This is a genomic window from Sphingomonas sp. LR59, assembly GCF_036855945.1.
In the GTDB taxonomy this organism is placed as follows: domain Bacteria; phylum Pseudomonadota; class Alphaproteobacteria; order Sphingomonadales; family Sphingomonadaceae; genus Sphingomonas.
This window is the reverse complement of record NZ_JASPFL010000001.1, coordinates 503,721-526,435: the sequence shown is the minus strand read 5'-3', so window position 1 is coordinate 526,435 and position 22,715 is coordinate 503,721. Positions and strand designations below refer to the sequence as shown.

The 22,715-nt window shown below is 65.2% G+C and carries 18 protein-coding genes and 3 tRNA genes; 9 read left to right on the top strand and 12 right to left on the bottom strand.

Translation table 11 applies throughout. The annotated features are described in order from the left end of the window. Positions 1–29: 29 nt before the first annotated feature. Both gyrA and QP164_RS02475 read left to right on the top strand, forming a co-directional pair. Entirely contained in the window at positions 30–2,795 is a 2,766-nt protein-coding gene (gyrA, locus tag QP164_RS02480; protein ID WP_333922009.1) for a DNA gyrase subunit A, read from the top strand. Beyond that, positions 2,792–3,142 (top strand): DUF952 domain-containing protein, encoded by a 351-nt coding sequence (locus QP164_RS02475; RefSeq protein ID WP_333922007.1) that lies wholly within the window; start codon positions 2,792–2,794, stop codon positions 3,140–3,142. The genes gyrA and QP164_RS02475 overlap by 4 nt, the downstream gene beginning before the upstream one ends. Before the next feature lie 237 nt (positions 3,143–3,379). On the opposite strand, the gene QP164_RS02470 is transcribed toward QP164_RS02475, so the two are convergent. The 3 genes from QP164_RS02470 to QP164_RS02460 form a co-directional block, all read right to left on the bottom strand. After that, positions 3,380–4,330 carry an alpha/beta fold hydrolase gene (locus QP164_RS02470; protein ID WP_333922006.1) on the bottom strand — a complete coding sequence of 317 codons (951 nt, stop codon included), beginning with the start codon at positions 4,328–4,330 and terminating at the stop codon, positions 3,380–3,382. Positions 4,331–4,624: 294 nt separating this feature from the next. Beyond that, positions 4,625–4,701, bottom strand: a tRNA-Arg gene (locus QP164_RS02465). A gap of 50 nt (positions 4,702–4,751) precedes the next feature. Then, positions 4,752–4,828, bottom strand: a tRNA-Arg gene (locus QP164_RS02460). A gap of 94 nt (positions 4,829–4,922) precedes the next feature. On the opposite strand from QP164_RS02460, the gene QP164_RS02455 reads away from it, so the two are divergent. Then, positions 4,923–5,432 (top strand): hypothetical protein, encoded by a 510-nt coding sequence (locus tag QP164_RS02455; RefSeq protein ID WP_333922005.1) that lies wholly within the window; start codon positions 4,923–4,925, stop codon positions 5,430–5,432. 141 nt (positions 5,433–5,573) lie between these two features. Here QP164_RS02455 and QP164_RS02450 read toward each other — a convergent pair whose 3' ends face one another. From QP164_RS02450 to hemB, 3 genes are read right to left on the bottom strand one after another with little or no spacing between them, the layout of a single operon-like run. Next, entirely contained in the window at positions 5,574–7,796 is a 2,223-nt protein-coding gene (locus tag QP164_RS02450) for a fused MFS/spermidine synthase (RefSeq protein ID WP_333922004.1), read from the bottom strand. Then, entirely contained in the window at positions 7,789–8,328 is a 540-nt protein-coding gene (locus tag QP164_RS02445) for a GNAT family N-acetyltransferase (protein WP_333922003.1), read from the bottom strand. The genes QP164_RS02450 and QP164_RS02445 overlap by 8 nt, the downstream gene beginning before the upstream one ends. Then, complete coding sequence (gene hemB, locus QP164_RS02440) at positions 8,325–9,317, bottom strand: porphobilinogen synthase (RefSeq protein WP_333922002.1); 993 nt, start codon at positions 9,315–9,317, stop codon at positions 8,325–8,327. The genes QP164_RS02445 and hemB overlap by 4 nt, the downstream gene beginning before the upstream one ends. 91 nt (positions 9,318–9,408) lie before the next feature. On the opposite strand from hemB, the gene QP164_RS02435 reads away from it, so the two are divergent. After that, positions 9,409–10,293, top strand: a complete 885-nt coding sequence (locus QP164_RS02435) for a diacylglycerol/lipid kinase family protein (protein WP_333922001.1) — start codon at positions 9,409–9,411, stop codon at positions 10,291–10,293. A 195-nt stretch (positions 10,294–10,488) separates the two neighbouring features. Here the strand turns inward: QP164_RS02435 and QP164_RS02430 are convergent, their stop codons facing one another. Further along, a complete protein-coding gene (locus QP164_RS02430; protein ID WP_333922000.1) occupies positions 10,489–11,682 on the bottom strand; it encodes a sensor histidine kinase in 1,194 nt (397 codons plus the stop codon). Positions 11,683–11,831: 149 nt separating this feature from the next. Here QP164_RS02430 and QP164_RS02425 point away from each other — a divergent pair, with 149 nt between their 5' ends. After that, a complete protein-coding gene (locus QP164_RS02425; RefSeq protein WP_333921998.1) occupies positions 11,832–12,338 on the top strand; it encodes a Uma2 family endonuclease in 507 nt (168 codons plus the stop codon). Here QP164_RS02425 and QP164_RS02420 read toward each other — a convergent pair whose 3' ends face one another. After that, entirely contained in the window at positions 12,339–12,809 is a 471-nt protein-coding gene (locus QP164_RS02420; RefSeq protein ID WP_333921996.1) for a hypothetical protein, read from the bottom strand. Between the two features lie 2 nt (positions 12,810–12,811). Next, on the bottom strand, positions 12,812–14,491 hold the full coding sequence (ettA, locus tag QP164_RS02415) for an energy-dependent translational throttle protein EttA (protein ID WP_060526979.1): 1,680 nt from the start codon (positions 14,489–14,491) through the stop codon (positions 12,812–12,814). Positions 14,492–14,613: 122 nt separating this feature from the next. On the opposite strand from ettA, the gene QP164_RS02410 reads away from it, so the two are divergent. The 4 genes from QP164_RS02410 (at position 14,614) to QP164_RS02395 (ending at position 17,388) form a co-directional block, all read left to right on the top strand. Beyond that, positions 14,614–16,017, top strand: a complete 1,404-nt coding sequence (locus QP164_RS02410) for a M20/M25/M40 family metallo-hydrolase (RefSeq protein WP_333921995.1) — start codon at positions 14,614–14,616, stop codon at positions 16,015–16,017. A gap of 154 nt (positions 16,018–16,171) precedes the next feature. Next, positions 16,172–16,438 carry a hypothetical protein gene (locus QP164_RS02405; protein ID WP_031393308.1) on the top strand — a complete coding sequence of 89 codons (267 nt, stop codon included), beginning with the start codon at positions 16,172–16,174 and terminating at the stop codon, positions 16,436–16,438. A 135-nt stretch (positions 16,439–16,573) separates the two neighbouring features. Further along, positions 16,574–16,649: transfer RNA gene (locus QP164_RS02400), tRNA-Ile, on the top strand. 490 nt (positions 16,650–17,139) lie between these two features. Next, the gene (locus QP164_RS02395) at positions 17,140–17,388 is read left to right on the top strand and encodes a hypothetical protein (protein ID WP_132897901.1); all 249 of its coding nucleotides are present in this window, start codon (positions 17,140–17,142) and stop codon (positions 17,386–17,388) included. A gap of 102 nt (positions 17,389–17,490) precedes the next feature. Here the strand turns inward: QP164_RS02395 and QP164_RS02390 are convergent, their stop codons facing one another. The 3 genes from QP164_RS02390 to QP164_RS02380 all read right to left on the bottom strand — a co-directional run bounded on the left by QP164_RS02390 (position 17,491) and on the right by QP164_RS02380 (position 22,648). Next, entirely contained in the window at positions 17,491–18,636 is a 1,146-nt protein-coding gene (locus tag QP164_RS02390; RefSeq protein ID WP_333921994.1) for a CaiB/BaiF CoA transferase family protein, read from the bottom strand. A gap of 111 nt (positions 18,637–18,747) precedes the next feature. Then, a complete protein-coding gene (locus QP164_RS02385; RefSeq protein ID WP_333921993.1) occupies positions 18,748–20,526 on the bottom strand; it encodes a DUF885 domain-containing protein in 1,779 nt (592 codons plus the stop codon). A 16-nt stretch (positions 20,527–20,542) separates the two neighbouring features. Beyond that, entirely contained in the window at positions 20,543–22,648 is a 2,106-nt protein-coding gene (locus QP164_RS02380) for a prolyl oligopeptidase family serine peptidase (protein WP_333921992.1), read from the bottom strand. Positions 22,649–22,715: the final 67 nt, after the last annotated feature.

Sequence of the window (22,715 nt, the reverse complement as noted above, 5' to 3'; positions counted from 1 at the left end):
ACACCGCAACAAGCCGAAAGCGTTCAGATTTGACCGACGAGACCACACTCGCCGAACCCCAGGGCGGCGAGCCCGCCGGCATCGCCACGATCTCGATCGTCGACGAGATGAAGTCGAGCTATCTCGACTATGCGATGAGCGTCATCGTCGCGCGCGCGCTGCCCGACGTCCGCGACGGCCTGAAGCCCGTCCATCGCCGCATCCTGTACGGCGCGCACGAAAGCGGCTTCGTCGCCGGCAAGCCCTATCGCAAGTCCGCACGCATCGTCGGCGACGTGATGGGTAAATACCATCCGCACGGCGACAGCTCGATCTACGACGCATTGGCCCGCATGACGCAGGACTGGTCGATGCGCGTGCCGCTGATCGACGGCCAGGGCAACTTCGGCTCGATGGATCCCGATCCACCCGCGGCGATGCGCTACACCGAGGCGCGTCTCGGCAAGGTCGCGAACGCGCTGCTCGGCGATCTCGACAAGGATACGGTCGACTTCACGCCCAACTATGACGGCTCGGAGCGCGAGCCTTCGGTGTTACCGGCGCGCTTCCCCAACCTGCTGGTCAACGGCGCCGGCGGCATCGCGGTCGGCATGGCGACCAACATTCCGCCGCACAATCTCGGCGAAGTCATCGCCGCGTGCCTCGCCTACATGGACAATGGCGCGATCACGACCGAGGAACTGTTCGAGATCGTCCCCGGCCCCGACTTCCCGACCGGCGCGATCATCCTCGGCCGTGCGGGCGCCAAGTCCGCCTACGAGACCGGCCGCGGTTCCATTATCGTCCGCTCGCGGCACATCGTCGAGGAGGGCAAGGGCGATCGTCGCTCGATCGTTCTCACCGAAATCCCGTTCCAGACCGGCAAGAACGGCCTGGTCGAGAAGATCGCCGAAGCCGCCAAGGACAAGCGGATCGAAGGCGTCAGCGACATCCGCGACGAATCGAGCCGCATGGGCGTCCGCATCGTCATCGACCTGAAGCGTGACGCGACCGTCGACGTGGTGCTCAACCAGCTCTGGCGGCACACGCCGGCGCAGTCGAGCTTCCCCGCCAACATGCTGGCGATCCGCGGCGGCCGTCCCGAACTGCTCAACCTGCGCGACATCATCGGCGCGTTCATCACGTTCCGCGAGCAGGTCATCACCCGCCGCTCGAAATTCGAACTGGCGAAGGCCCGCGAGCGCGCGCATCTGTTGCTCGGCCTCGTCATCGCGGTCACCAACCTCGACGAGGTCGTCAAGATCATCCGCGGCTCGTCGAGCCCGGCGGAAGCGCGCGGCAAGCTGCTCGCCCGCGAATGGCCGGTCGAGGAGATCGCGCCGTACATCGCGCTGGTCGAGGCGGTCGAGGACAAGCAGGCCGACGGCATCTACAAGCTGTCCGAGCCGCAAGTCCGCGCGATCCTCGATCTCCGCCTGCACCGCCTCACGCTGCTCGGCCGCGACGAGATCGGCGACGAGCTGAAGGCGCTGGCCGCGACGATCGGTGAGCTGCTCCACATCCTCGGCGACCGCGCGAAGCTGTACGAAGTGATGCGCGGCGAGCTGATCGCGATCCGCGACGAATTCGCCACGCCGCGCCGCTCCGAGATTGCGGCTGCCGCCAACGGCATCGACGACGAGGACCTGATCGAGCGCGAGGACATGGTCGTCACCGTGACCATGCAGGGCTATATCAAGCGCACCAGCCTCGACACGTTCCGCGCGCAGGCGCGTGGCGGCAAGGGTCGCGCGGGCATGTCGACGAAGGACGAGGACGTCGTCACCGAGCTGTTCGTCACCTCGACGCACACCCCGGTGCTGTTCTTCTCGAACCTCGGCAAGGTCTATCGCTACAAGGTCTGGCGCCTGCCCGAGGGTGGCCCGGCCACACGTGGTCGGCCGATGATCAACCTGCTGCCGCTGGCGCCGGGCGAGACGATCTCGACCGTGCTCCCGCTGCCCGAGGATCTCAGCGAGTGGAGCCGCCTGCACGTGATGTTCGCGACGCAGCGCGGCACGGTACGTCGCAATTCGATGGATGCGTTCACCAACGTACCGTCGAACGGCAAGATCGCGATGCGCTTCGAGGAAGGGTCTGAGGACAAGCTGATCGGCGTCGCGCTACTCAGTGAGCATGACGACATCCTGCTCGCCACCAAGCTCGGCAAGGCGATCCGCTTCGCCGGTGATGACGTCCGCGAGTTCCAGAGCCGTACGTCAACAGGCGTCCGCGGCATCACGCTGAAGAACGACGACGAGGTTATCTCGCTGTCGGTCCTCCACCGGGTCGAAGCCACCCCCGCCGATCGCGAAACCTACCTTAAATTCGCGCCTTGGAAGGGCGAGCGGGAGGGCGACCATGATCTGGGGCTCGATCGCTACAACGATCTCAAGGACCGCGAGCAGTTCATCCTCACGATCTGCGAGAACGGCTACGGCAAGCTGTCCAGTGCGTACGACTATCGTCAGACCGGCCGCGGTGGCCAGGGCATCACCAACATCGACAACATCGCGCGAAATGGCCCCGTCGTGGCGAGCTTCGCCGCGGCGAAGGGCCATCAGCTGATGCTGGTGACCAACCAGGCAAAACTGATCCGCACGACGCTCGCGTCGCTCCGCGTCATCAGCCGTAACTCGGCGGGCGTGAAGCTGTTCGACGTCGCGAAGGGCGAACATGTCGTCTCCGCCGCACGGATCGAGGAAACCGAGGAAGACGCCGAGATCAACCTGGCGGATGCCGTGCCGGAGGTCGCGCCTGATACCGGCGCGACGATCGGCGAGGACGACGCAGCAGGCCCGGAGGACGGCGAATGAGCCGCGATCCGATCGCCTACAAGGTGCTGACGGGGGAGCAGCTGGCGACCCTGGAAAGCGGGAGCTTTGCGGGCGCGCCGGTGGATGTGGCTGACGGCTATATCCACCTGTCCACTGCCGAGCAGCTGACGGAGACGGTCGACAAGCACTTCGCCGGCCAGTCGGACCTGCACGTCGCGGCGATCGATCTCGAAGCGCTCGGCGACGACGTGAAGTGGGAAGAGTCGCGCGGGGGACAGCTGTTCCCGCACATCTACGGCGGGCCGTTGTTGCTGGAAGTCGTGCTGTCTTACGGTCCTCTGGAACGCGACGACGCGGGCAAGGTGAAGCTCCCCGTCGCGGGCTGAACCCAGCCCAGAGCGTGTTCTCCCGCGAAGGCGGGAGAACAAGGAGCCAGGTGCTGCCTTTGGGATGATGACTGTTCGATGCCGATTAAGTAGCCACCACCCCGGCGAAGGCCGGGGCCCAGGTGGAGATGGTAGCTAATCGAGCGCATCGCTCCATTACATCGACCTTTCCAACTGGGCCCCGGCCTTCGGCGGGGTGGTACTATGTCGGTTAGGTTGGTCTGTTTGCCCTCGCCCTCACCCCGCCGCGAACGCAGCCCTCACAAACCGCGCACAAGCCTCCGGCGCCGTCACCGGGATCATGTGCCCGCCTTCGATCGTATCGATCTTCGCCCCCGGGATAGCCGCCGCCGTCCGGTGGCCGTTATACGCAGGATCGAGGATCGCATCCTGCCGCCCGAACAGGATCCGGGTCGGCACGCCGATCTCGCCATACCGCTCGACCATCGGCGTCAGATCATCGTTCACGCCGCCAAGATCGGCCGCCGCCGCCGCGATCGCGATTGGCCGCTGCGATAGCGCACCACCGCCGCGAATCGCGAAATCCTCGGGCACCGCCTCGGGCGCGAAGATGCCTTCGAGCGTCTTTGCAGAGGTCAGCCGGCTCAGCGGCGTCCCGATGATCTGCGCGAACCCGCGACGCGCGCCCGCCGGCACGCGTGCGAGCCCGCGGAAGCTCTCCGGCACCTCTTCCTGCGGCCGGGTCAGCGGCGAGATCAGCGCGAGCGCGCGGACCAGGTGCGGATGGTCCAGCCCTACAGCCAAGCCGATCGCGCCGCCAAGCGAATGCCCGACGAGCAACGGCCGATCGAGCCCGAGCTTCTGGATGAAGTCGGCGATGATCGCGCCCTGCGCGACGATCCCCGGCGTTGTGTTGCCGGTCGCGGTCGAATAGCCCGAGCCCGGCCGGTCGACGACGATCACGCGGTAGTCGTCCTTGAGCAGGTCGACGAGCGCGTAGCTGAAGTTCCGCAACTGCCCGCCAAGGCCGTGCACCATCACGATCGCTGGCCCCGACCCCACATCGATATAATGGAGCCGGGCGCCCGCGACATCGAGGAAGCGCCCCTCCGCAGGCACCAGTTCCTCGGCCCGCCGCGCGACCCGGCTAGAATAGAGCGACAGCGCGATCCCCGACACCGCCGCGAGCACCGCGCCACCGATCAATCCCTTGCCCGTCCGCCTCATCACCATCTCCTTCACTTCGCTTGTGCCCCGAACGCGCAACCAAGTCCAAAGTCGCAACACATTCGAGGCTCTCCGCCCGGGTCGAACGCCCGACCCACGAAAGCGGTGCGCCCGCAGATAGACAAGCTCGCACGATACCGGACACGACCGCCAGGCAAAGCCCGCGTTACAGTCGATCGACAGAAGGGCGGAATGATGCACGTGCTCGTACAGATGGGCACTCGGCTCGACGCGACGCGACGCCGCAATTGCTCGATCGCATCGCCGCGTGGCCGAAAACCCGATGATGAAGAATGGTGCACCCAGAGCGATTCGAACGCCCGACCCTCAGATTCGTAGTCTGATGCTCTATCCAGCTGAGCTATGGGTGCATCGCCGTTCCGTGTCCGGTTCGACAAGCCCGCTATGAAGCGGAAAATCCTGGTGCACCCAGAGCGATTCGAACGCCCGACCCTCAGATTCGTAGTCTGATGCTCTATCCAGCTGAGCTATGGGTGCACTGGAGGGGCGCTGATAGCAGGCATTTTCGGGGGCGCAAGGGTTTGCCGCGAGAAAGTTGTGCACGAACGCTTGGCGGCATAGAGCGGCAGGCATGAAACACGCCTTTTCGCTCCGCTTCGCATCGTTCGCGCTGGTCCTCGCAACCGGCGCGTGCAGCGAGGATCCGAACACCTATCCGTCACTCGGCGTCCGGCCAGTTGAAAAGCTGGGATTTGCCGAGCCCGAGGTCAAGGCGGCGGTGGCGGCACCTGATCCCGCGCTCGACAAGGACATCGCGGCGATCTCGGGCAAGCTCGATGCCATCACGACCGGCTTTGCGCGCGATGCGGCGAAGGCGGAGACGCTGGCACGATCGGCACGCGGTGCGGCGGTCGGCAGCGACGCATGGATTACCGCGCAGACCGCCCTGGCGGGTCTAGACGACTGGCGTGCGCAGGGCTCGTCGCTGGTGACCGATATCGAGGCACTGGCGACCGACCGTGCGGCGAAGCTCCAGCCGGATTATCCGGCGCTAGCGGCGATCCGCGCGAAGGCGCAGGCGGAGAGCGATCGTCAGGGCGCGACGATCACCCGCATCCAGGCGAGCATGCCGTCGGCGTAAGCGCACCCTTCTAGTCCTCCCCCGCCAGGGGGAGGTGGCGCGAAGCGACGGAGGGGAGGACACGGAGCGGCGGTTGCACTGACCTCCCCCTCCGTCTGGCAAGCGCCAGCCACCTCCCCCGGCGGGGGAGGATCGAGAAACTCAGAACCCCTTCAGCAGCGGCAGGATCGTCGAGTAATCGTCGGTCCACGCCGCAAAGCCTTTCCGCGGTGTCAGCGGGACCCAATCCAGATCCTTCGCCCGCAACGCCGCAATTCCCCGCGGGTTGCGCGACAACGCCACCCAGTCCGACGCCGAAGCACGATCGACCAGCAAACTCGACGGCCGGTATTTCATCTCGACCGCGATCCAGCCGCCTTCCTGCGCCGCCGCGGCGATCACCGGTTCGAGATCGATGAACCGGTTCGAGATGTGCACGAGCAACAGCCCGTCTCGTGCCAGCACCCTGCCATAGGTCGCGAACGCCTCGCGCGTCATCAGATGCATCGGCACCGAATCCGACGAGAACGCATCGAGCGCGAGCAAATCGAGACTGTTCGACGCATCGTGCGCGAGCGCCACGCGGGCATCGCCCAACCGGATCTCCGGGTTCGGCAGGCACCGCGACAGATAGGTGAACTGGCCGGTATCGCGCGCGATGCGGACGACCGCCGGGTCGATCTCGTAGAACCGCCAGCGCTGTCCTGGCTTCGCGTAACACGACAGCGTACCCGTCCCGAGCCCGACGACCCCGATCCGCGCGGCCGGACCGTATAACGCCGGTGCGGCCTGCATCGCCTGCCCGACGCCCGAGCCTGCCGCGTAATAGGTGGTCGGCGTGCGCTCGCGGTCGGTCGAGCCGCGCAACTGGATGCCGTGGACGGTCGTACCATGGTCGAGCTCGCGCGTGCCGCCATTGGGTCCCGGCTCGTCACGCACGGTATAGACGCCAAAATAACTCCGGACGCGCGCGCCCGACTCGATCGAGAGCTCGAGGCTGCGATACCCGCCGAACAGGACGAGCGCGCCCGCCAGCACGATTATGTACGGGACGCGCGCGCCGATGACGGCAAAGCCGAGTGTCGCGATGACGAGGAAGTCGAGCCCCTGCCGGCTTTCACCGAACACGCCGGTCGGGTCGGTAATCCGCAGCCCCGCCACCACCGCGAGAACTACCGTTATCACCGCGAGCGCGACCCACTTGGTCGGCCCCTGCGCCATCCAGATGCTGCGGAACTGGCCGAACAGATACTTCTGCGGCACCAGCGCGCCGGCCGCCAGGATCAGCAGCGGATACTCATAGGTCCAGTCGAACACCACCGGCGCGACTAGCGCGGCAAACACCCCGCCAAGCGCCCCACCCGCCGACATTGCCAGATAGAAGCCGGTGAGCCGATCGGGCGCAGGCCGCTTCCGGTACAGCGTGGTGTGCAGCGCGACCGAGATCATGAACAGCAGCACCAGCGCGATACCCGCGCTGAAGAACGGGCGTTCGTTGACGCCGCCCATAATGATGCCGCCGAACAGCAATATCGTGATCGGGGCGATCCGTGTCAGCAGGTCGGCGAGCCAGCGATCGTTCGCGAACGCCACGCTGAAGCTCAACAGATACAGCCCGAGCGGGATCACCCATAGCAGCGGCATCGCGACAATGTCGGTGGTGATATAGGTCGACGTCGCGAGCATCAGCCCCGACGGCACGAGGGCGAGCGCGATCCAGTGCGCGATCCGTTTGGTCGCTGGCGGCAGGCTGGTCGCGGCGACGTGGTCGACCGCCGCAGTCTTGGGCAGCCGCGTGGCGCAGGCGAGCACCAGCACGATCAGCAGCAGATACCCGCCGCTCCAGAGCAGGCTCTGGCCGTGCACCGCCATCAGCGGCTCGACCAGCAAAGGATAGGCGATCAGGCCCGCGAAACTGCCGAGGTTGGAAGCGGCATACAGCGCGTAGGGATCCCCGCCGCCGCTCGCATCGCTGAACCAGCGTTGGATCAGCGGCGCCTGCGCGGAGACCGCAAAGAACAGCGGTCCGATCGACAGCCCTAGCAGCCAAGGCACCCACAGCGCCGGCTGCGCCTCCGCCGACGGCGCCATCGCGACCAGTCCGATCGGCAGCCACAGCGCCGCAACGATCAGCACGCCGAGGTGGATCGCCGCCTGCGCACGCGGTCGCACCCGCCCGAGCCAATGCGCATAGGCATACCCCGCGAGCAGCAACGCCTGGTATACCAGCATCGCCGAGTTCCACACCGCCGGCGCGCCGCCGAGCCGCGGCAACGCCATCCGCGCGACCATCGGCTGGACGAGGAACAGCAGGAACGAGCCGGTAAGGATCGTGGCGACGAACATCGTCCGGCACCAGCGCGCCATCAAAGGGCTTTCAGACATGAGCGGGTCGGTCAATCCGGTAGAGGATGTGGCGACGGAGACGGTCGTCTTCGGCGAGCTTCGGGTGGTCGAAATCGCCATCGACCACGCGGGCCATCCCGAGCCGCTCCATGAGCGCCCGGCTGGCCGTGTTTGCAGGGACCGTGATTGCCCAGACCGTCGGGAGGTTCAACACCCGCCAGCCCCAGGCAAGCGCCGAATCGGCTGCCGCGCGCGCGTAACCCCGCCCCCAATGCTCGCGCACGAGGCTCCAGCCGATTTCCGGCTCAGCGTCGATCGGCGTCCCGACCGGGCCCGGCTTGATCCCGCACCAGCCGATGAACGCGCCGGTATCGCGTCGTTCGAGCGCCCAGAAGCACGCGCCATAGTCGGCGAGGATCGCGTTCTGGCGCTTAACCCAAGCGGCGGAATCGGTCGGCGACGGTGCCGGCCCGAGAAACGCCATCACCGCCGGATCGGCGCACATCGCGTGATGCGCGGCGGCATCGTCCTCGTGCCAACCGCGCAAGATCAGCCGCTTGGTCTCGATCATCCGCCGAGCAATTTCGCCGCATGCGCCGCGTGGTAGGTCAGCACACCCGAGCAGCCGGCGCGCTTGAACGCCATCAGCGTCTCCAGCACCATGACGTCACGCTCCGCCGCGCCCGCCGCAACCGCATGCTCGATCATCGCATACTCGCCAGACACCTGATACGCGAACACGGGTACCTCGAACGCCTGGCGAACGCGAACGATGATGTCGAGATACGGCAGGCCGGGCTTGACCATCACCGTGTCAGCGCCCTCGGCCAAGTCCATCGCGACCTCGCGCAGGGCTTCTTCCGCGTTGGCATTGTCCATCTGGTACGTCTTCTTGTCGCCCTTGAGCAGCCCGCGCGAGCCGACCGCATCGCGGAACGGCCCGTAGAATGCGCTCGCATATTTGGCGGCGTAGGACATGATCTGGACGTTATGGTGCGACTCCGCTTCCAGCGCGTTGCGGATCATGCCGATCCGACCATCCATCATGTCCGACGGCGCGATGATGTCCGCGCCCGCATTCGCCTGGTTGAGCGCCTGCGCGACGAGCATCTCCGCAGTGGTGTCGTTGACGACATAGCCGGCAGCGTCGACCAGCCCGTCATGGCCGTGGCTCGTGTACGGATCGAGCGCGACGTCGGTCAGCACGCCGACCTCCGGCACTGCGTCCTTCAGCGCGCGGATCGCCTGGCACATCAGATTGTCAGGGTTGAGTGCCTCGCGGCCGTCCTCGGTCCGGCGCTCGACCTGCGTATACGGGAACAGCGCAATGCACGGGATGCCGAGATCGCGCGCCTCGCGACCCCGCGCGACGATGCCATCGACCGACCAGCGCGACACACCCGGCAGGCTGGCGATCGGTTGCTCGACGCCCTCTCCTTCGGCAACGAACAGCGGCCAGATCAGGTCGGCGGGAGTCAGCACGGTCTCGGCATGGAGGCGGCGGCTCCAGGCGGAGGCGCGGGTGCGACGGAGGCGAAGCGCGGGATAGCTTGCGGTCATGCGGCGAGCTTTGCGGGATGCGCGCGGACGGATCAAGCGTTACGCAAGAGCGTTACGGGTGCGAAACCGCATGCCGTGCGTTGGGGGCCTTATGTCGAACGATACGATCACGTCCGCGGCGCTCGTCGTCAACGCCAAGTCGCGCAAGGGCCAGAAGCTGTTCAAGCGCGCCTGTGCGGCGATGTCGGGGCTGCCCTATGAGGTCGATGCGCATGCGGTCGAGGATCCGAAGGACCTTGAGTCCACCGTCCTGCGCGCGCTGGCGAAGAAGCCCGACCTGCTGATCCTTGGCGGCGGGGACGGTACGGTCAGCGGCTTGGTCGACCTCATGGTCGGCCACGACGTGATCCTTGGCGTTCTGCCGCTCGGCACCGCCAACAGTTTCGCACGCACGCTTGGCATTCCGCTGAGTATCGAGGGCGCGGTCGAAGTCATCCGCACCGGCAAGCCACGGCGGATCGATCTCGGCATGATCGACGGCGATTATTTCGCGAACTGCGCCGCGATGGGCATCAGCCCGAAGATCGCCGAGACCGTGCCGCACGGACTGAAAAAGGTCTTCGGCAAGGTCGGCTATCTGGCCTGGGCGACGTACCAATATATGCGCTTCCGCCCGTTCACGCTAATCGTCGGCGAGGGTCCGACCGCGGTGAAGATCCGCGTCGTCGAAGTGCGGATCTCGAACGGGCCGTATCACGGCGGCACCGAACTGGTGGATGCAGCCGCGGTCGATTCGGGCGAGATCGTCGTGCAGGCGGTGATGGGCCATGTGAAGCGCCGACTGGTGCAGAACTGGTTCTCCAGCGTGTTCCGGCTCGAATCGCGGCATGAGAAGGTGCGCGATTTCCGCGGCAAGAGCCTGAAGATCAACACGATCCCACCGCTGCCGATCTCGATCGATGGCGAGGTCCTGGCGAAGACGCCGGTGACGGCGAAGGTGGCGGCCGGGATCATCCGCGTGATGGCGCCGGCCTAAGGGCGCGGTCGCAAGTAGCGTCACCTCTAACTTCCTTGTTCTCCCGCGAAGGCGGGAGCCCAGTCTGGATCCCCGCCTTCGCGGGGAAACAATTACCGGGCAACATCGTCTGAGATCGCACCACCCCGGCGAAGGCCGGGGCCCAATTGGAAAGGTCGCAGTAGCGAAGCGCCGCGCTCAGTTTAGAGACGCTGCCTAAGCAGCCTCCTCAACCCGCGGATCAGGCACGTCGAGCGTCGCGCACGTCCCTACCGCAGCATTTTCGATCGTCACGGTCCCGCGCAACTGTCGCGCAAGGCTGCCGATCATCCGCATCCCGAGACTCTTGCGTGATGCTACCTTCAGGTCGAAATCCACTGGCAATCCGCCGCCCTCGTCAGACACCGTCAGCACAATCCGCCCATCCGCGCTGCGCACGGTGATCAGGATCACGCCACCGTCGTCGCCATAGGCATATTTGATCGCGTTGGTGACCAACTCGGTGACCAGCAGCCCCATCGGGATCGCCACGTCCGCGCTGATCAGGATCGGTTCGATATTGCAGTCGATCCGGTGGTTGAGCGATTGCTCGCCCAGTCCGGTCGCGATCCCGCAGACCAGATCGTTAAGCGCGACGATACCGACCTGATCGCCGCGCCAAAGCTGGTCGTGCGTCTGCGCGATCGCGGTGATCCGCGCCTGCGCATCGCCGAGCAGCCGCCGGATCCGCGGATCATCGTCCTCCTGCATCTGGAGGTTGAGCATCGCCGAAACCAGAGCAAGGCTGTTCTTGACGCGGTGGCTGGCCTCCCGCGTGAGCAACTCCTGATGCTCCATCGCTTCGCTCAGCCGCTGCTCCGCCTGCTGCCGCTCGATCGCGACGCCAATGAGGTTTGCAAACCCCTGCATGAAGGCGAAATCGGCCGGCTCGAACTGGCCCTCGTCGGGGCTGTCGACTTCGAGCACGCCAAAGCGCTTGCCCGACGTCTCGACCAGCACGTTGATCGCGCGCCGGATATTGTGCCGTGCCATGAACTCGGGGGTCCGAAACCGCTGCTCGTTCTCGAGGTGGTTCGAGATCACTGGCAGGCCCGTCTCCAGCGCAAACCCCGCGGGCGATCCGAGATCGGTCCGCATCTCGGTCGACCCGACCACCCCCGGCTCCCAGCCGATGCCCGCCCGCACCAGCAGCGTATCCTGTTCGGGACGATATTCGAGGAACTTGCAATATTTCGAGCGCATCCCCTCGCCGCACAATTCGGTGGCGCGCTGCAACATCGGCTGCAGATCGCGCGCGCGCAGAGCCTCGATCCCGAAATCGGCGAGGATCGACTGCTGGCGAAGGCGATACTGAAGCTCGCCCGCACCCGGAGCAGTATCCCCGCCGGGAGAGTTTTCGACGATAGCCACGTTGAACTCCGCTATACTGGACGCGTCCGGGGGCGTGATCGGAACGCCTTGGGGACTCTTGCAGATCATGGTAGATTGCCCCCATGAACGAGATGGTGCCTCTTACCACCGTGCCGCTCCCCGTAAAGCTTCGGGTCGAGGACTATCTGATGCTCGACGCCGCCGGCGCGTTCGAGGGCTATGGCAAGACCGAGCTGCTGGACGGGGAAATCGTCTACATGAACGCGCAGCACCGGCCGCACGCGCGGATCAAGTCACGGCTGTTCCGCCTGATCGCTGATGCGCTCGATAATCTGCCGATCAATCTGGAGGCGTTGGTCGAAGGATCGGTTTCGATGCCGCCCTACAACGTCCCGGAGCCCGATATCGCCGTGACCGCAGAGCCGGAGGGCGAGGGCCTGATCCCGCTTGCATCGCTCGCACTGGTGATCGAAGTTGCCGATACTACGCTGCGCAACGACCTCGGCCGCAAGCGCAAGATCTATGCGCGCGAAGGTATTGCTGAATATTGGGTAGTCAACGTCCGCGCCGGGATGATCCACCAGATGTGGGCGCCAGTCGGTGATCGCTTCACCCAGTCGCGTGATGTGCCCTTCGACACGGGAATCGAGTCAACGACGATCTCGGACTTGAGGGTAAACACCACCGCGCTTTAGTCAGTGCATCGCCTGCCGGACGAAACTCTGTGCGCCTGCCGGATCGAGCAACGCCAACGTGCCGCCCTGAAAGTTCGGATCATACGTGACCTCGGACCGGGCCCATTCGGGCACCTGCACCGCGTCCAGCGAGGCGGCATCCGACTGCTCTATTTCCGCGAGCTCAAGCCCGGGCAGCGCCGCGAACAGCGCGTATTCCTCAAGCGTCAGATACGTCGTCACCAGCGGCCGCGCGAGCGGATCAGGGACGTCGTATTTCTTCGACAACTTCAGCACCACGCGCCCGCCGACGCTGTCGGTCATCCGCCGCAGCCGGCACCGCGTATCCGTAATGTAGAGATCCTCGATCAGGATCGACCGGCAACCAGCCAGCGATGGCCGCTTCAGAGGATCGACGAGGAACCGCCGCTCACGCTCGACATGCGAGTATTTGTGAGCTGCCAGTTCCTCGTCGAGCCTCTCAAACCGCATGATCAGCGGGTCAGCTTCTTGTAGGACAGCGCGGTCGGACGATCCGCCGCATCGCCCAGACGGCGGCGCTTGTCCTCTTCGTAGGATTCAAAATTGCCTTCGAACCATTCGACATGGCTGTTGCCCTCGAACGCCAGGATGTGCGTGGCGAGACGATCCAGGAAGAAGCGGTCGTGGCTGATCACCACCGCGCACCCGGCGAAGTTCTCGATCGCTTCCTCGAGCGCGCCCAAGGTCTCGACATCGAGATCGTTGGTGGGCTCGTCGAGCAGCAGCACGTTGCCGCCGCGCTTCAACATCTTGGCGATGTTGACGCGGTTGCGCTCGCCGCCCGACAGCTTGCCGACGTTCTTCTGCTGGTCCTGGCCCTTGAAGTTGAACGCCCCGACATAGGCGCGCGTCGACTGGTCGAACCCGTTGACCTTCATCGAGTCGAGGCCGTCGGAAATTTCTTCCCAGACGTTCTTCTTGTCGTCGAGATGGTCGCGGCTCTGGTCGACATAGCCGAGCCGCACGGTCGAACCCTTGTCGATCGTGCCGCTGTCCGGCGTCTCCTGCCCAGTGATCAGCTTGAATAGCGTCGACTTGCCGGCGCCGTTGGGACCGATGACGCCGACGATGCCGCCCGCGGGCAGCGTGAATGAGAGGTTCTCGAACAACAGCTTGTCGCCGTAAGCCTTGGAGACGTTGTCGAGCTCGATGACCTTGCCGCCGAGACGCTCGGGCACCTGGATGACGATCTGCGCCTTGCCCGGCGAGCGGTTCTCCTGTGCGGAGACGAGGCGTTCGAAGTTGGCGATACGCGCCTTGGACTTGGTCTGGCGCGCCTTGGCACCCTGACGAATCCATTCGAGCTCGTTCTTGATCGCGGTCTGACGACCGGACTCCTCACGATCCTCCTGTTCGAGGCGCTTCGCCTTCTTCTCGAGATAGGTCGAGTAATTGCCCTCATACGGGAAATACTTGCCACGATCGAGTTCGAGCACCCAGCCGACGACGTTGTCGAGGAAATAGCGGTCATGGGTGATCATCAGCACCGCGCCGGCATAATCCTTCAGGTGGTTCTCCAGCCACTGGACGCTTTCGGCGTCGAGATGGTTGGTGGGCTCGTCGAGCAGCAGGATCCCCGGCTTCTGGATCAGCAGGCGGGTCAGCGCGACGCGGCGCTTCTCACCACCCGACAGCTTGTCGACCGGCCAGTCGCCCGGCGGGCAGCGCAGCGCTTCCATCGCGACCTCGAGCTGGTTGTCGAGCGTCCAGCCGTCGACCGCGTCGATCTTTTCCTGGAGCGTGCCCATCTCTTCGAGCAGCGCGTCGAAGTCGGTGTCGTCCTGGGGATCGCCCATCTCGGCCGAAATCGCGTTGAAACGGTCGACCATGTCCGCAACGCCGCGCGCGCCGTCCTTGACGTTCTCCAGCACCGTCTTCGAGGCGTCGAGCTGCGGCTCCTGCTCGAGATAGCCGACGGTGACGTTCTCGCCCGGCCATGCCTCGCCGGTATAATCCTTGTCGATGCCGGCCATGATCTTGATCAGCGTCGACTTGCCCGCACCGTTGGGCCCGACGATGCCGATCTTGGCGCCATGATAGAATTGCAGGTTGATGTTCGACAGCACCGGCTTGGGCGCGCCGGGGAAGGTCTTCGTCATGTCCTTCATGACATAGGCGTATTGGCCGGCCACGTGGGTCTCCGTTCGGGTGTTCGTGAGGGCGGGATTGATCTGCGCATGTAAGGGCAGGCGCGAAGGTTGGCAACGCGCGCGCTCGGACCTAACGGTGGGTCGACTACCAAGGGGAATAGCCGATGACGCGTATCGCACCACTTCTGGCGGCCTGTGCCGTCATCACCGCCGTTCCCGTCGTGGCGCAGCGCACCGCCGCCCCGCCGACTGCGGCGGATGCGAAGGTCGCTGCACTCCGCGACAAGGCGCTGACCGACGACACCGCCTACAAGATCGTCGAGGGGATCACGACCGAGGTCGGCCCGCGCATGACCGGCACCGAGGCGGCACCGCGGGCGCGCGCCTGGTCGGTCGCCAAGCTGAAGGCGCTGGGGTTCAAGAACGTGCGGGTCGAGCCATACCAGCTGCCGGTATGGTCGCGCGGCACGGAGAGCGGGGAGTTGGTCGCACCCTATGCGCAGAAGCTGCATCTGGTCGGCCTCGGCAATTCGGGCGCGACACCGCCGGGCGGGCTGACGCTGCCGATCGTGTATTTCGCGACGTACAACGATCTGGCGCTCGCCGCCGACGGCAGCCTGAAAGGCAAGATCGCGTTCGTCTCGAACGCGATGCAGCCGACCCAGGACGGGTCGAGCTATGGATCGCAGGGCACCGCGCGCTTCGTCGGACCGAACGTCGCCGCCAAGAAGGGCGCGGCGGCGATCGTGATCCGGTCGATCGGCACCGATCACGGCCGCGGGCCGCACGCGGGCAACACCAATTTCGACGCGGGCGTGACGCCGATCCCCGCCGCCGCGCTGTCGGTCGCGGACGCCGAGCATGTCGAGCGGCTGGTGAAGCTCGGCAAGCCGGTGACGCTGAAACTGGTGCTCGAGGACAAGCAGGCCGGGATGCGCGAATCCGGCAACGTTGTCGCCGAAGTCCCCGGCACCGACCCCAAGGCCGGAATCGTGCTGGTCGGTGGCCATCTCGACAGCTGGGATCTCGGTACCGGCGCAATCGACGACGGCGCGGGGATCGCAATCACTGCGGCTGCCGCCAAGATCGTCATGGACAGCGGCCAGCGCCCACGCCGCACCATCCGCGTCGTCTGGTTCGGCGACGAGGAGAGCGGCGGCTTCGGCGGGCTCGCCTACGCGAAGGCACATGCCGGCGAACGTCACGCCACAGCCGCCGAATCCGATTTCGGCGCGGATCGCGTCTGGCGGTTCGAAAGCAGCCTGCCCGCCGGGGCCAAGCCCATCGAGGATCGCCTGGCTGTCGCGCTCGCCCCGCTCGGGATCGTCCGTGGTGCCGACACCCCCCATGGTGGCACCGATGTCGGCCCGGTAATCGCCACGGGGGTAGCCGGAATCGACCTCAATCAATCGGGCCTGCGCTACTTCGATTACCATCATACGCCCGAGGATACGCTGGATCTGATCGACCCCGAACAGCTTCGCCAGAACGTCGCCGCATGGACCGCGATGATCGCGACGGTCGCCAACGCGCCTGAGGAAATCGGTTCAATCGTGCCCGGAAAGTGACCAGTTGCAGCAACCGAAACGTCATCGTTCTGCCGCAAACCTTGCGGACAGATGAATTTAGCGGATTGACCGCCCGCCGGGGTCCGCTATTTGACGTGACTTCGCGACGGCAATCGGGTCGGCCGCGAGTGAAACTATGCTTGGGAGCATTCGAATGAAGAAGATCGTTCTGATCGCTGCTGCCGCCGGCCTGATGTCCGTCGCAGCCTGCAGCAAGTCGCCAGAAGCCGCCGCCGTTGAGAACAACGCGGACATGCTGGCTGACAACATGGAAATGCAGGCTGACAACATGGACGCCATGGCGGACAACACCTCGAACGCAGTCGCTACCGACGTGCTCGAGAACGCTGCTGACAACATGAACGCAGCTGCCGACAACGTCCGTGACGCTGCCGACGAGAAGACCGACAACATGAACTAAAATCTGTCGGGCGTTTCTACGCTCGATAGGATTTAGTGTCGGAAAGGGCGTTCCTTCGGGAGCGCCCTTTTTCTTTGCGCATTTGCTTTGCGCCCTTTTGCCCGATGATCGCTTGCGCTAACGCAGGCGCCGGTGGGGCCTGTAGCTCAACGGTTAGAGCTGGCCGCTCATAACGGCTAGGTTGCGGGTTCGATTCCTGCCGGGCCCACCAATCTCCTCGATCATCACTACCTTACCTCGTCAAGAAGCCGCAGAAATGCGTGGTTTGTGGGGGTCTTTCTTCTCACACGTTCCATATGGCGAACTGAGAGAGTGGTGCAGATGGGGGGATATTTGGGGGTATCGCCTGAAACGGCGCCGACGATACCCCCAAGCAGTGCGATTCTGCCGGGCCCACCAACTGCTCCGCATTTCGCGCGGCATATAATTTGCGCTGAGCCGCTGCCCCCCCCCGATCCATCGAAAATCCCGGTTCGCTAAAAACCTAGTGGCGGTTCTCGTGGCTTTAAATTCTCGAATAACAACAGCTTGCCCGCCATATCTAGCCGGGAGCAGCTTGCGGTGAACTGTGGCGGACATACTACCCACCACAACTTTATAAATATTAGTGCCCCGGTCTTTAACGTTTGTGAACATTCGACCCTGCATGTAGGTTTTTGGTGGCTACGGCGGTGTTCGCCGTGCTCTCGGGAGACTTTGTAATGTTTATCAAATCCTTCGCCATGGCGACTGCTGGCCTCGCCCTCGTTGCCGCACCTGTCGCTGCAAGTGCTGCTCCGGCCGCCAGCCTGTCGGTCAGCAAGGCTGCTCGCTCGGGTTCGCAGACCGCAGACAAGAGCAAGGTCGGCGGCGATGGCGGCATCATCATCATCGCGCTCGCCGCGATCGCAGTTGGCGGTGGTCTGTATCTCGCCATCGACGGCGATAGCGACAACTCGGACAGCAACTAATCTACTGGGCCGGTGTGCAAGCACCGGCCCGCATTCTGTCTCGTGCCAGGTATCCGGTAACCGGCTGAACCCGATATCGCACCGAACCGCTGACCTTGAGCCTCAGGCGACGACCCCGCCGGTCTTCAACGCCGCGATAGCTGCGGTCGTATAGCCGATCTCCGCCAGCACGTTCTCCGTATCGGTCTGTTCGCCCGCCATTTGCGGTGTGGTGGTCGGTGTTACCGAGTAGCGCGGCGCAGGCGCTGGCTGGATCACACCACCCGCCTCGACGAACGTCCCCCGTATGGCATTGTGCGGATGCGCGGGCGCCTCGGCCAGCGACAGTACCGGCGCGAAACACGCATCGGTGTGTTCGAGGATCGCGCACCAATCATCGCGGGTCCGGGTCGCGAACACCGCTGCCAGCTTTTCTTTCAGCGCAGGCCAGCCGCGCGGATCCATCTGGCGATCGAACGCGGGATCTGCCGCCAGCCCCGCCTTTTCGCGCAGCACCGCGTAGAATTGCGGCTCGATCGCACCGATCGACACGTATCTGCCGTCAGCGCAGGCGTAGGTCTCGTAGAAATGCGCACCGCTATCGAGCAGGTTCACGCCGCGCTCGTCGCGCCACAAGCCCTGCCCGTGAAAACTCCAGATCATGCTCATAAGTAGCGCAGCACCATCGGTCATCGCGCAGTCGATCACCTGCCCCTGCCCGGTCGTCCGCGCGTGGAGCAGCGCGCTGACCATGCCGAATGCGAGCATCATCGCACCCCCGCCGAAATCGCCGACCATGTTGATCGGCGGCGTCGGCTTCTCGCCTGCGCGTCCGAACGCGTGCAGGGCGCCGGCCAGCGCGATATAATTAATGTCGTGCCCTGCAGCCTGCGCGTACGGCCCATCCTGCCCCCAGCCGGTCATCCGGCCATATACGAGCCGCGGATTGCTCCCGAGCAGCACGTCCGGCCCGAGCCCCAATCGTTCGGTCACGCCAGGCCGGAACCCCTCGACGAAGCCATCCGCCGATGCGACCAGATCGCGGACGACACCGATTCCCGCGGCGGACTTGAGATCGATCGCAATCGTTTTCCGCGATCGCAGGAGGATGTCCTTGGCAGGATCGCCGCCCGGCCCGCCCCTTTTCGCGTCCGGGCGCTCGATCCGGATTACTTCTGCCCCGTGATCCGCGAGCATCATGCAGGCGAACGGCGCGGGGCCGATCCCGGCAAGCTCGACGATCCGGATCCCGGCGAGCGGGCCACTCATTGCCGCAGCCCCATACCGCGCCAAAGACGATATCCTGCCATGACGCCTCTCCGATGGCTTATTATCGGAGTAGGGTCACAGCATTCGCAGACCCGGTCAAGCGACCGGCACTTAACCGATAGGCAGGTCGAGCAGCAGCTCGCGGACATAGCGGACCGGCGGCGAACCATGCGCGAGCAGCGCATCGTTATAGTGCTTCAGGTCGAACGCCGCGCCTTCACGCTTCCTGACCTCGTCCCGCAGCGCCATGTGCTCCGAATAGCCGGTGAAATAGCTCAGCAACTGCGTCGAGCCGAGCGACGCGCGGACCCATTTGCCCGCCGCCTCGCGCTCCTGCTGGAACGCGGTATGCGTCATCAGATGCATCGCCTGCTCGCGCGTCATGCCCTCGGTATGAATGCCGATGTCGAGCAGCGAGTTCGAGATCGAGCGCAGCCGCATTTTCAGCACGGTCAGCTTGAACAGCGGATCGCCGTTCAGATAGCCCTCGTCCGCCATCATCCCCTCGGCATACACCGCCCAGCCCTCGACGAACGGTCCCGAGCCGAGCACCGCGCGCAGCGTCGATTGCGTCGCGTTGGCGTGCGCGAGCTGGAGGAAATGCCCCGGCATCGCCTCGTGCACCGCCAGGTCGTGGATCATATAGTCGTTATATTCGCTCAGGAACGACGTCGCCTGCGCCTCGGTCCAGTCGTCGGGGATCGGCGACACGGCGAAGAACGTGCCGAGGTTCTTCTCCAGCGGGCCCGGCGAATCGCAATAGGCGACCGCGACGCCCTGCTGGAACTTGGGCATCGTGATGATCTTCACCGGACCGTCGGGCATCCCGACCAGCCCCTTGTCGCGGACGAACGCGGTCGCCTGCGCCAGCGCCTTGGTCGAGGCGTCGATCATGCCGTCGCGCGCCGGGCGCTTGGCGTAGGTGAGTTCGAGCGCGAGCTGGATCGCGGCCTGTTGCTGTGCGTCGGACGGCGTGTCGGGGAGCAGGAGCGCGCCCTTCTTGGCACCGAATATCTGCCGGGCGATGGCGTACATCTGCGCGCGGGTGTGGACGATCGCCGCCTGCGCACGACGCTTGATCTCGGTGCGGGTCAGGTCGGATTGGAGCGCGAAGCTGAGCTTCTTGTCGTAGAGCGCGGCACCCAAACGGAAGTCGCCCTTCGCGCCGGGGACCAGAGTCTTGTCGAGCCAGACCTGATGCTCGGCGACCGCCGCCTTCAGTTTCACGAGCGCAGCGTCGAACCGCTTGGCGTCCGCTGCCGACAACTCGCTCTTATGCGGCGCGAGCATGCTCTCGGCGATATCGACGATACCGCTGTTCTGCTTCGCCACCGTCGTCGCATAGATCGAGGGCACGCGCGCCACCACGATGTTCGCACGCGCCTGCGCCAGCAGTGCGGGAAGCGCCTCCATCCGCGCGGTCGCCGCGTTCAGGCGCTGCGGCCACGGCGCGAAATCGCGCGCGGCGAGCGAGTAGAGCGAGCTGCCGGCGATGTCGTTATAGACCTGCGGATCCCACGCCCACCCGCCGAGCGTCTCGGTGTCCCAGATGTCGTAGCGCAGTGCATTGTCGAGCAACGCCGCATCGACCTGCTCCTCGCGCGACAGGGCTTTCCGGTCGATCCGCTGGAGGTCGGCGAGCATCGCCTTCGAGAACGCCTCGCGCTTCGCCCGACCGGCGGCGGACATGTCGGTGATCTGCGCATCGAACCGGTGATCGCCGAGCGATGTCGCCGACGATGGATTGAGACGGGCGAGGCCATCGACATAGCGCTTCGACAGCGACGCGAACGCGGTGTTCTCGGTTTGCGCGGCGAGCACGGGCGCAGGGATCGACAAAACGGGGAGCGCCAGGATCGCGGCGCCGAGTAGCAGACGGAAATTACGCATCATGAATTCCTGATAATCAGCGCTGCGGCGCGGTGACGAGTTGCGAGTTCAGATAGACGGTGACGAGCGCCGCGCGCTTGGCGTCCTCGATCTTGTCGGCGCCCGCCGCATGGCCGCCCTCGGGGTTCTCGTAATAGAAGAACGGATCACCATACGCCTCCAAGCGCGCCGCGAATTTCCGCGCGTGGCCGGGGTGGACGCGGTCGTCCTCGGTCGAGGTGTAGATGAACGGCACCGGGTATTTCACCCCGCGCGTGAGGTTCTGATACGGCGAGTATTTCGAGATGAACGCCCAGTCCGCCGGCTTGTCCGGGTCGCCATATTCACCCATCCACGACGCCCCCGCCGACAGATGCGAGTATTTCTGCATATCGAGCAGCGGTGATCCCATCACGATCGCGCCATACAGGTCCGGCCGCTGCTCCATCGCGACGCCGACCAGCAGGCCGCCGTTCGAGCGCCCCGACACCGCGATCTTGCGCTTCGCACTGACCCCGGTCCGCACGAGGTCGTCGCCGACCGCGTGAAGATCGTCATACGCCTTTTGCCGGTTCTCGCGCAGCGTCGCCTGATGCCAGCGCGGCCCGTATTCGCCGCCGCCACGGATGTTGGCGAGCACGAACGCGTTGCCCTCCTCGACCCAGAACAGCCCCGCCGGGCCCGACCGGTACGGCTGGTCGACCAGATAGGTCGGCGTCTGCGCATTGCGGAACCCGCCATAGGCATGGACGAGAGCAGGCACCGGGCCGGTCGTGCCCTTCTTGCGGACGAGGAAATACGGAATCTTGGTCCCGTCCTTCGACGTGGCGAACCGCTGTTCGACCTGCATCGTCGACGCATCGAACCGGGCGGGCAGCGTGTCGACCGCGACCGGCTTGGCGGCGGGGCGGATGGCGTAGAGCGCGGGCGGGCTGAGGAAACTCTCGACCATCGCGAACGCGAGATCGTCCTTGCCCGCGGTCGCATCGAGATGGATCGTCGAGGATGCAGGCAGTGCCGCGACCGATTGCGTCCAGCTGCCGTCCGCACCGCGCGCGAGCGACACCAGCCGCCCCGACACGTTGTCGAGCATCTTCACCCACAGCACCGACTTGCTCGAATCGACCTGCTCCACCGCCTGCGTCGCGGTCGGCACCAGCACCCGCTCGATCGTCGGCGCACGGCCAGCCAGCACGTCGGCGATGCTGTAGGCGACGATCGCCCCCGCCGGCACCCCGCGCCAGTCAGAGGCGAGCGTCGCGATTAGCCGGCCGTCGAGCACGGTGTTGATCACCGCATCGTCGGGCAGCGGCGATGCCACGAGCCGTCCGTCGCTGGCGATATGGCTTCGTTTCGAATGGAAGAAATCGGTGTCGCGGACGACCAGCGGATAGCGCTGCTCGCCATCCGGAAACACGCTGACGTTGATCCCTACGTCGTCCTGCGTCGCGCTGGCGATCTCGGTTGCGGCGGTCAGTGGCGTACCGCGGCGCCACAGCTTGGCGGTGCGCGGATAGCCCGACTTGGTCAGGCTGTCGGCGCCAAAGTCGGTTGCGACATACAGCGCGTCCGGCCCGGCCCAGCTCAGCCGCGTCTTGAAGATCGGCACGACAAAACCGTCGGTCACGAACTTGCCCGAGGGGATATCGAACTCGCGCTCGACCACCGCATCGCCGCCGCCGTCCGACAGCGCGACCATGCAGCGGTCATAGGACGGCGAGCGACACGTCACGCCCTTCCACACCCAGCTCTTGCCCTCCGCCTTACCCAGCGCATCAACGTCGATCAGCGTCCGCCACACCGGCTTGCCGCTCGTGAACGACGCCAGCGACGCGACCCGCCACAGGCCCCGCACGTTGGTCTTGTCCTGCCACAGGTTCAGCACCTGGTCGCCGAGCACGTCGTCGGGCGTCGCGATCTGGCGGTCGGCCTGCAACAGGTCGAGCGCACGCTGGCGGTAGCGCGCAAAGCCCGGCTTCGCCTCCAGCGCAGCGAGCGACCGCGTGTTCCACTGCTTCACCGTCTCGAATGCACGCGCGCCGTGAATATCCTCGAGATACGTGTTCGGATCGGCGGCTGGCGTCTGGGCGATCGCGCTCGTCGACAATGCAAGAAGAGCGAGAAGAGGCAGGCGAAGGGACATCGTCGGACTTTCTGTAATCGGTCGCGCATCCTTAGGCACAAGGAATGACTTCGTCACCGGTAGCGCC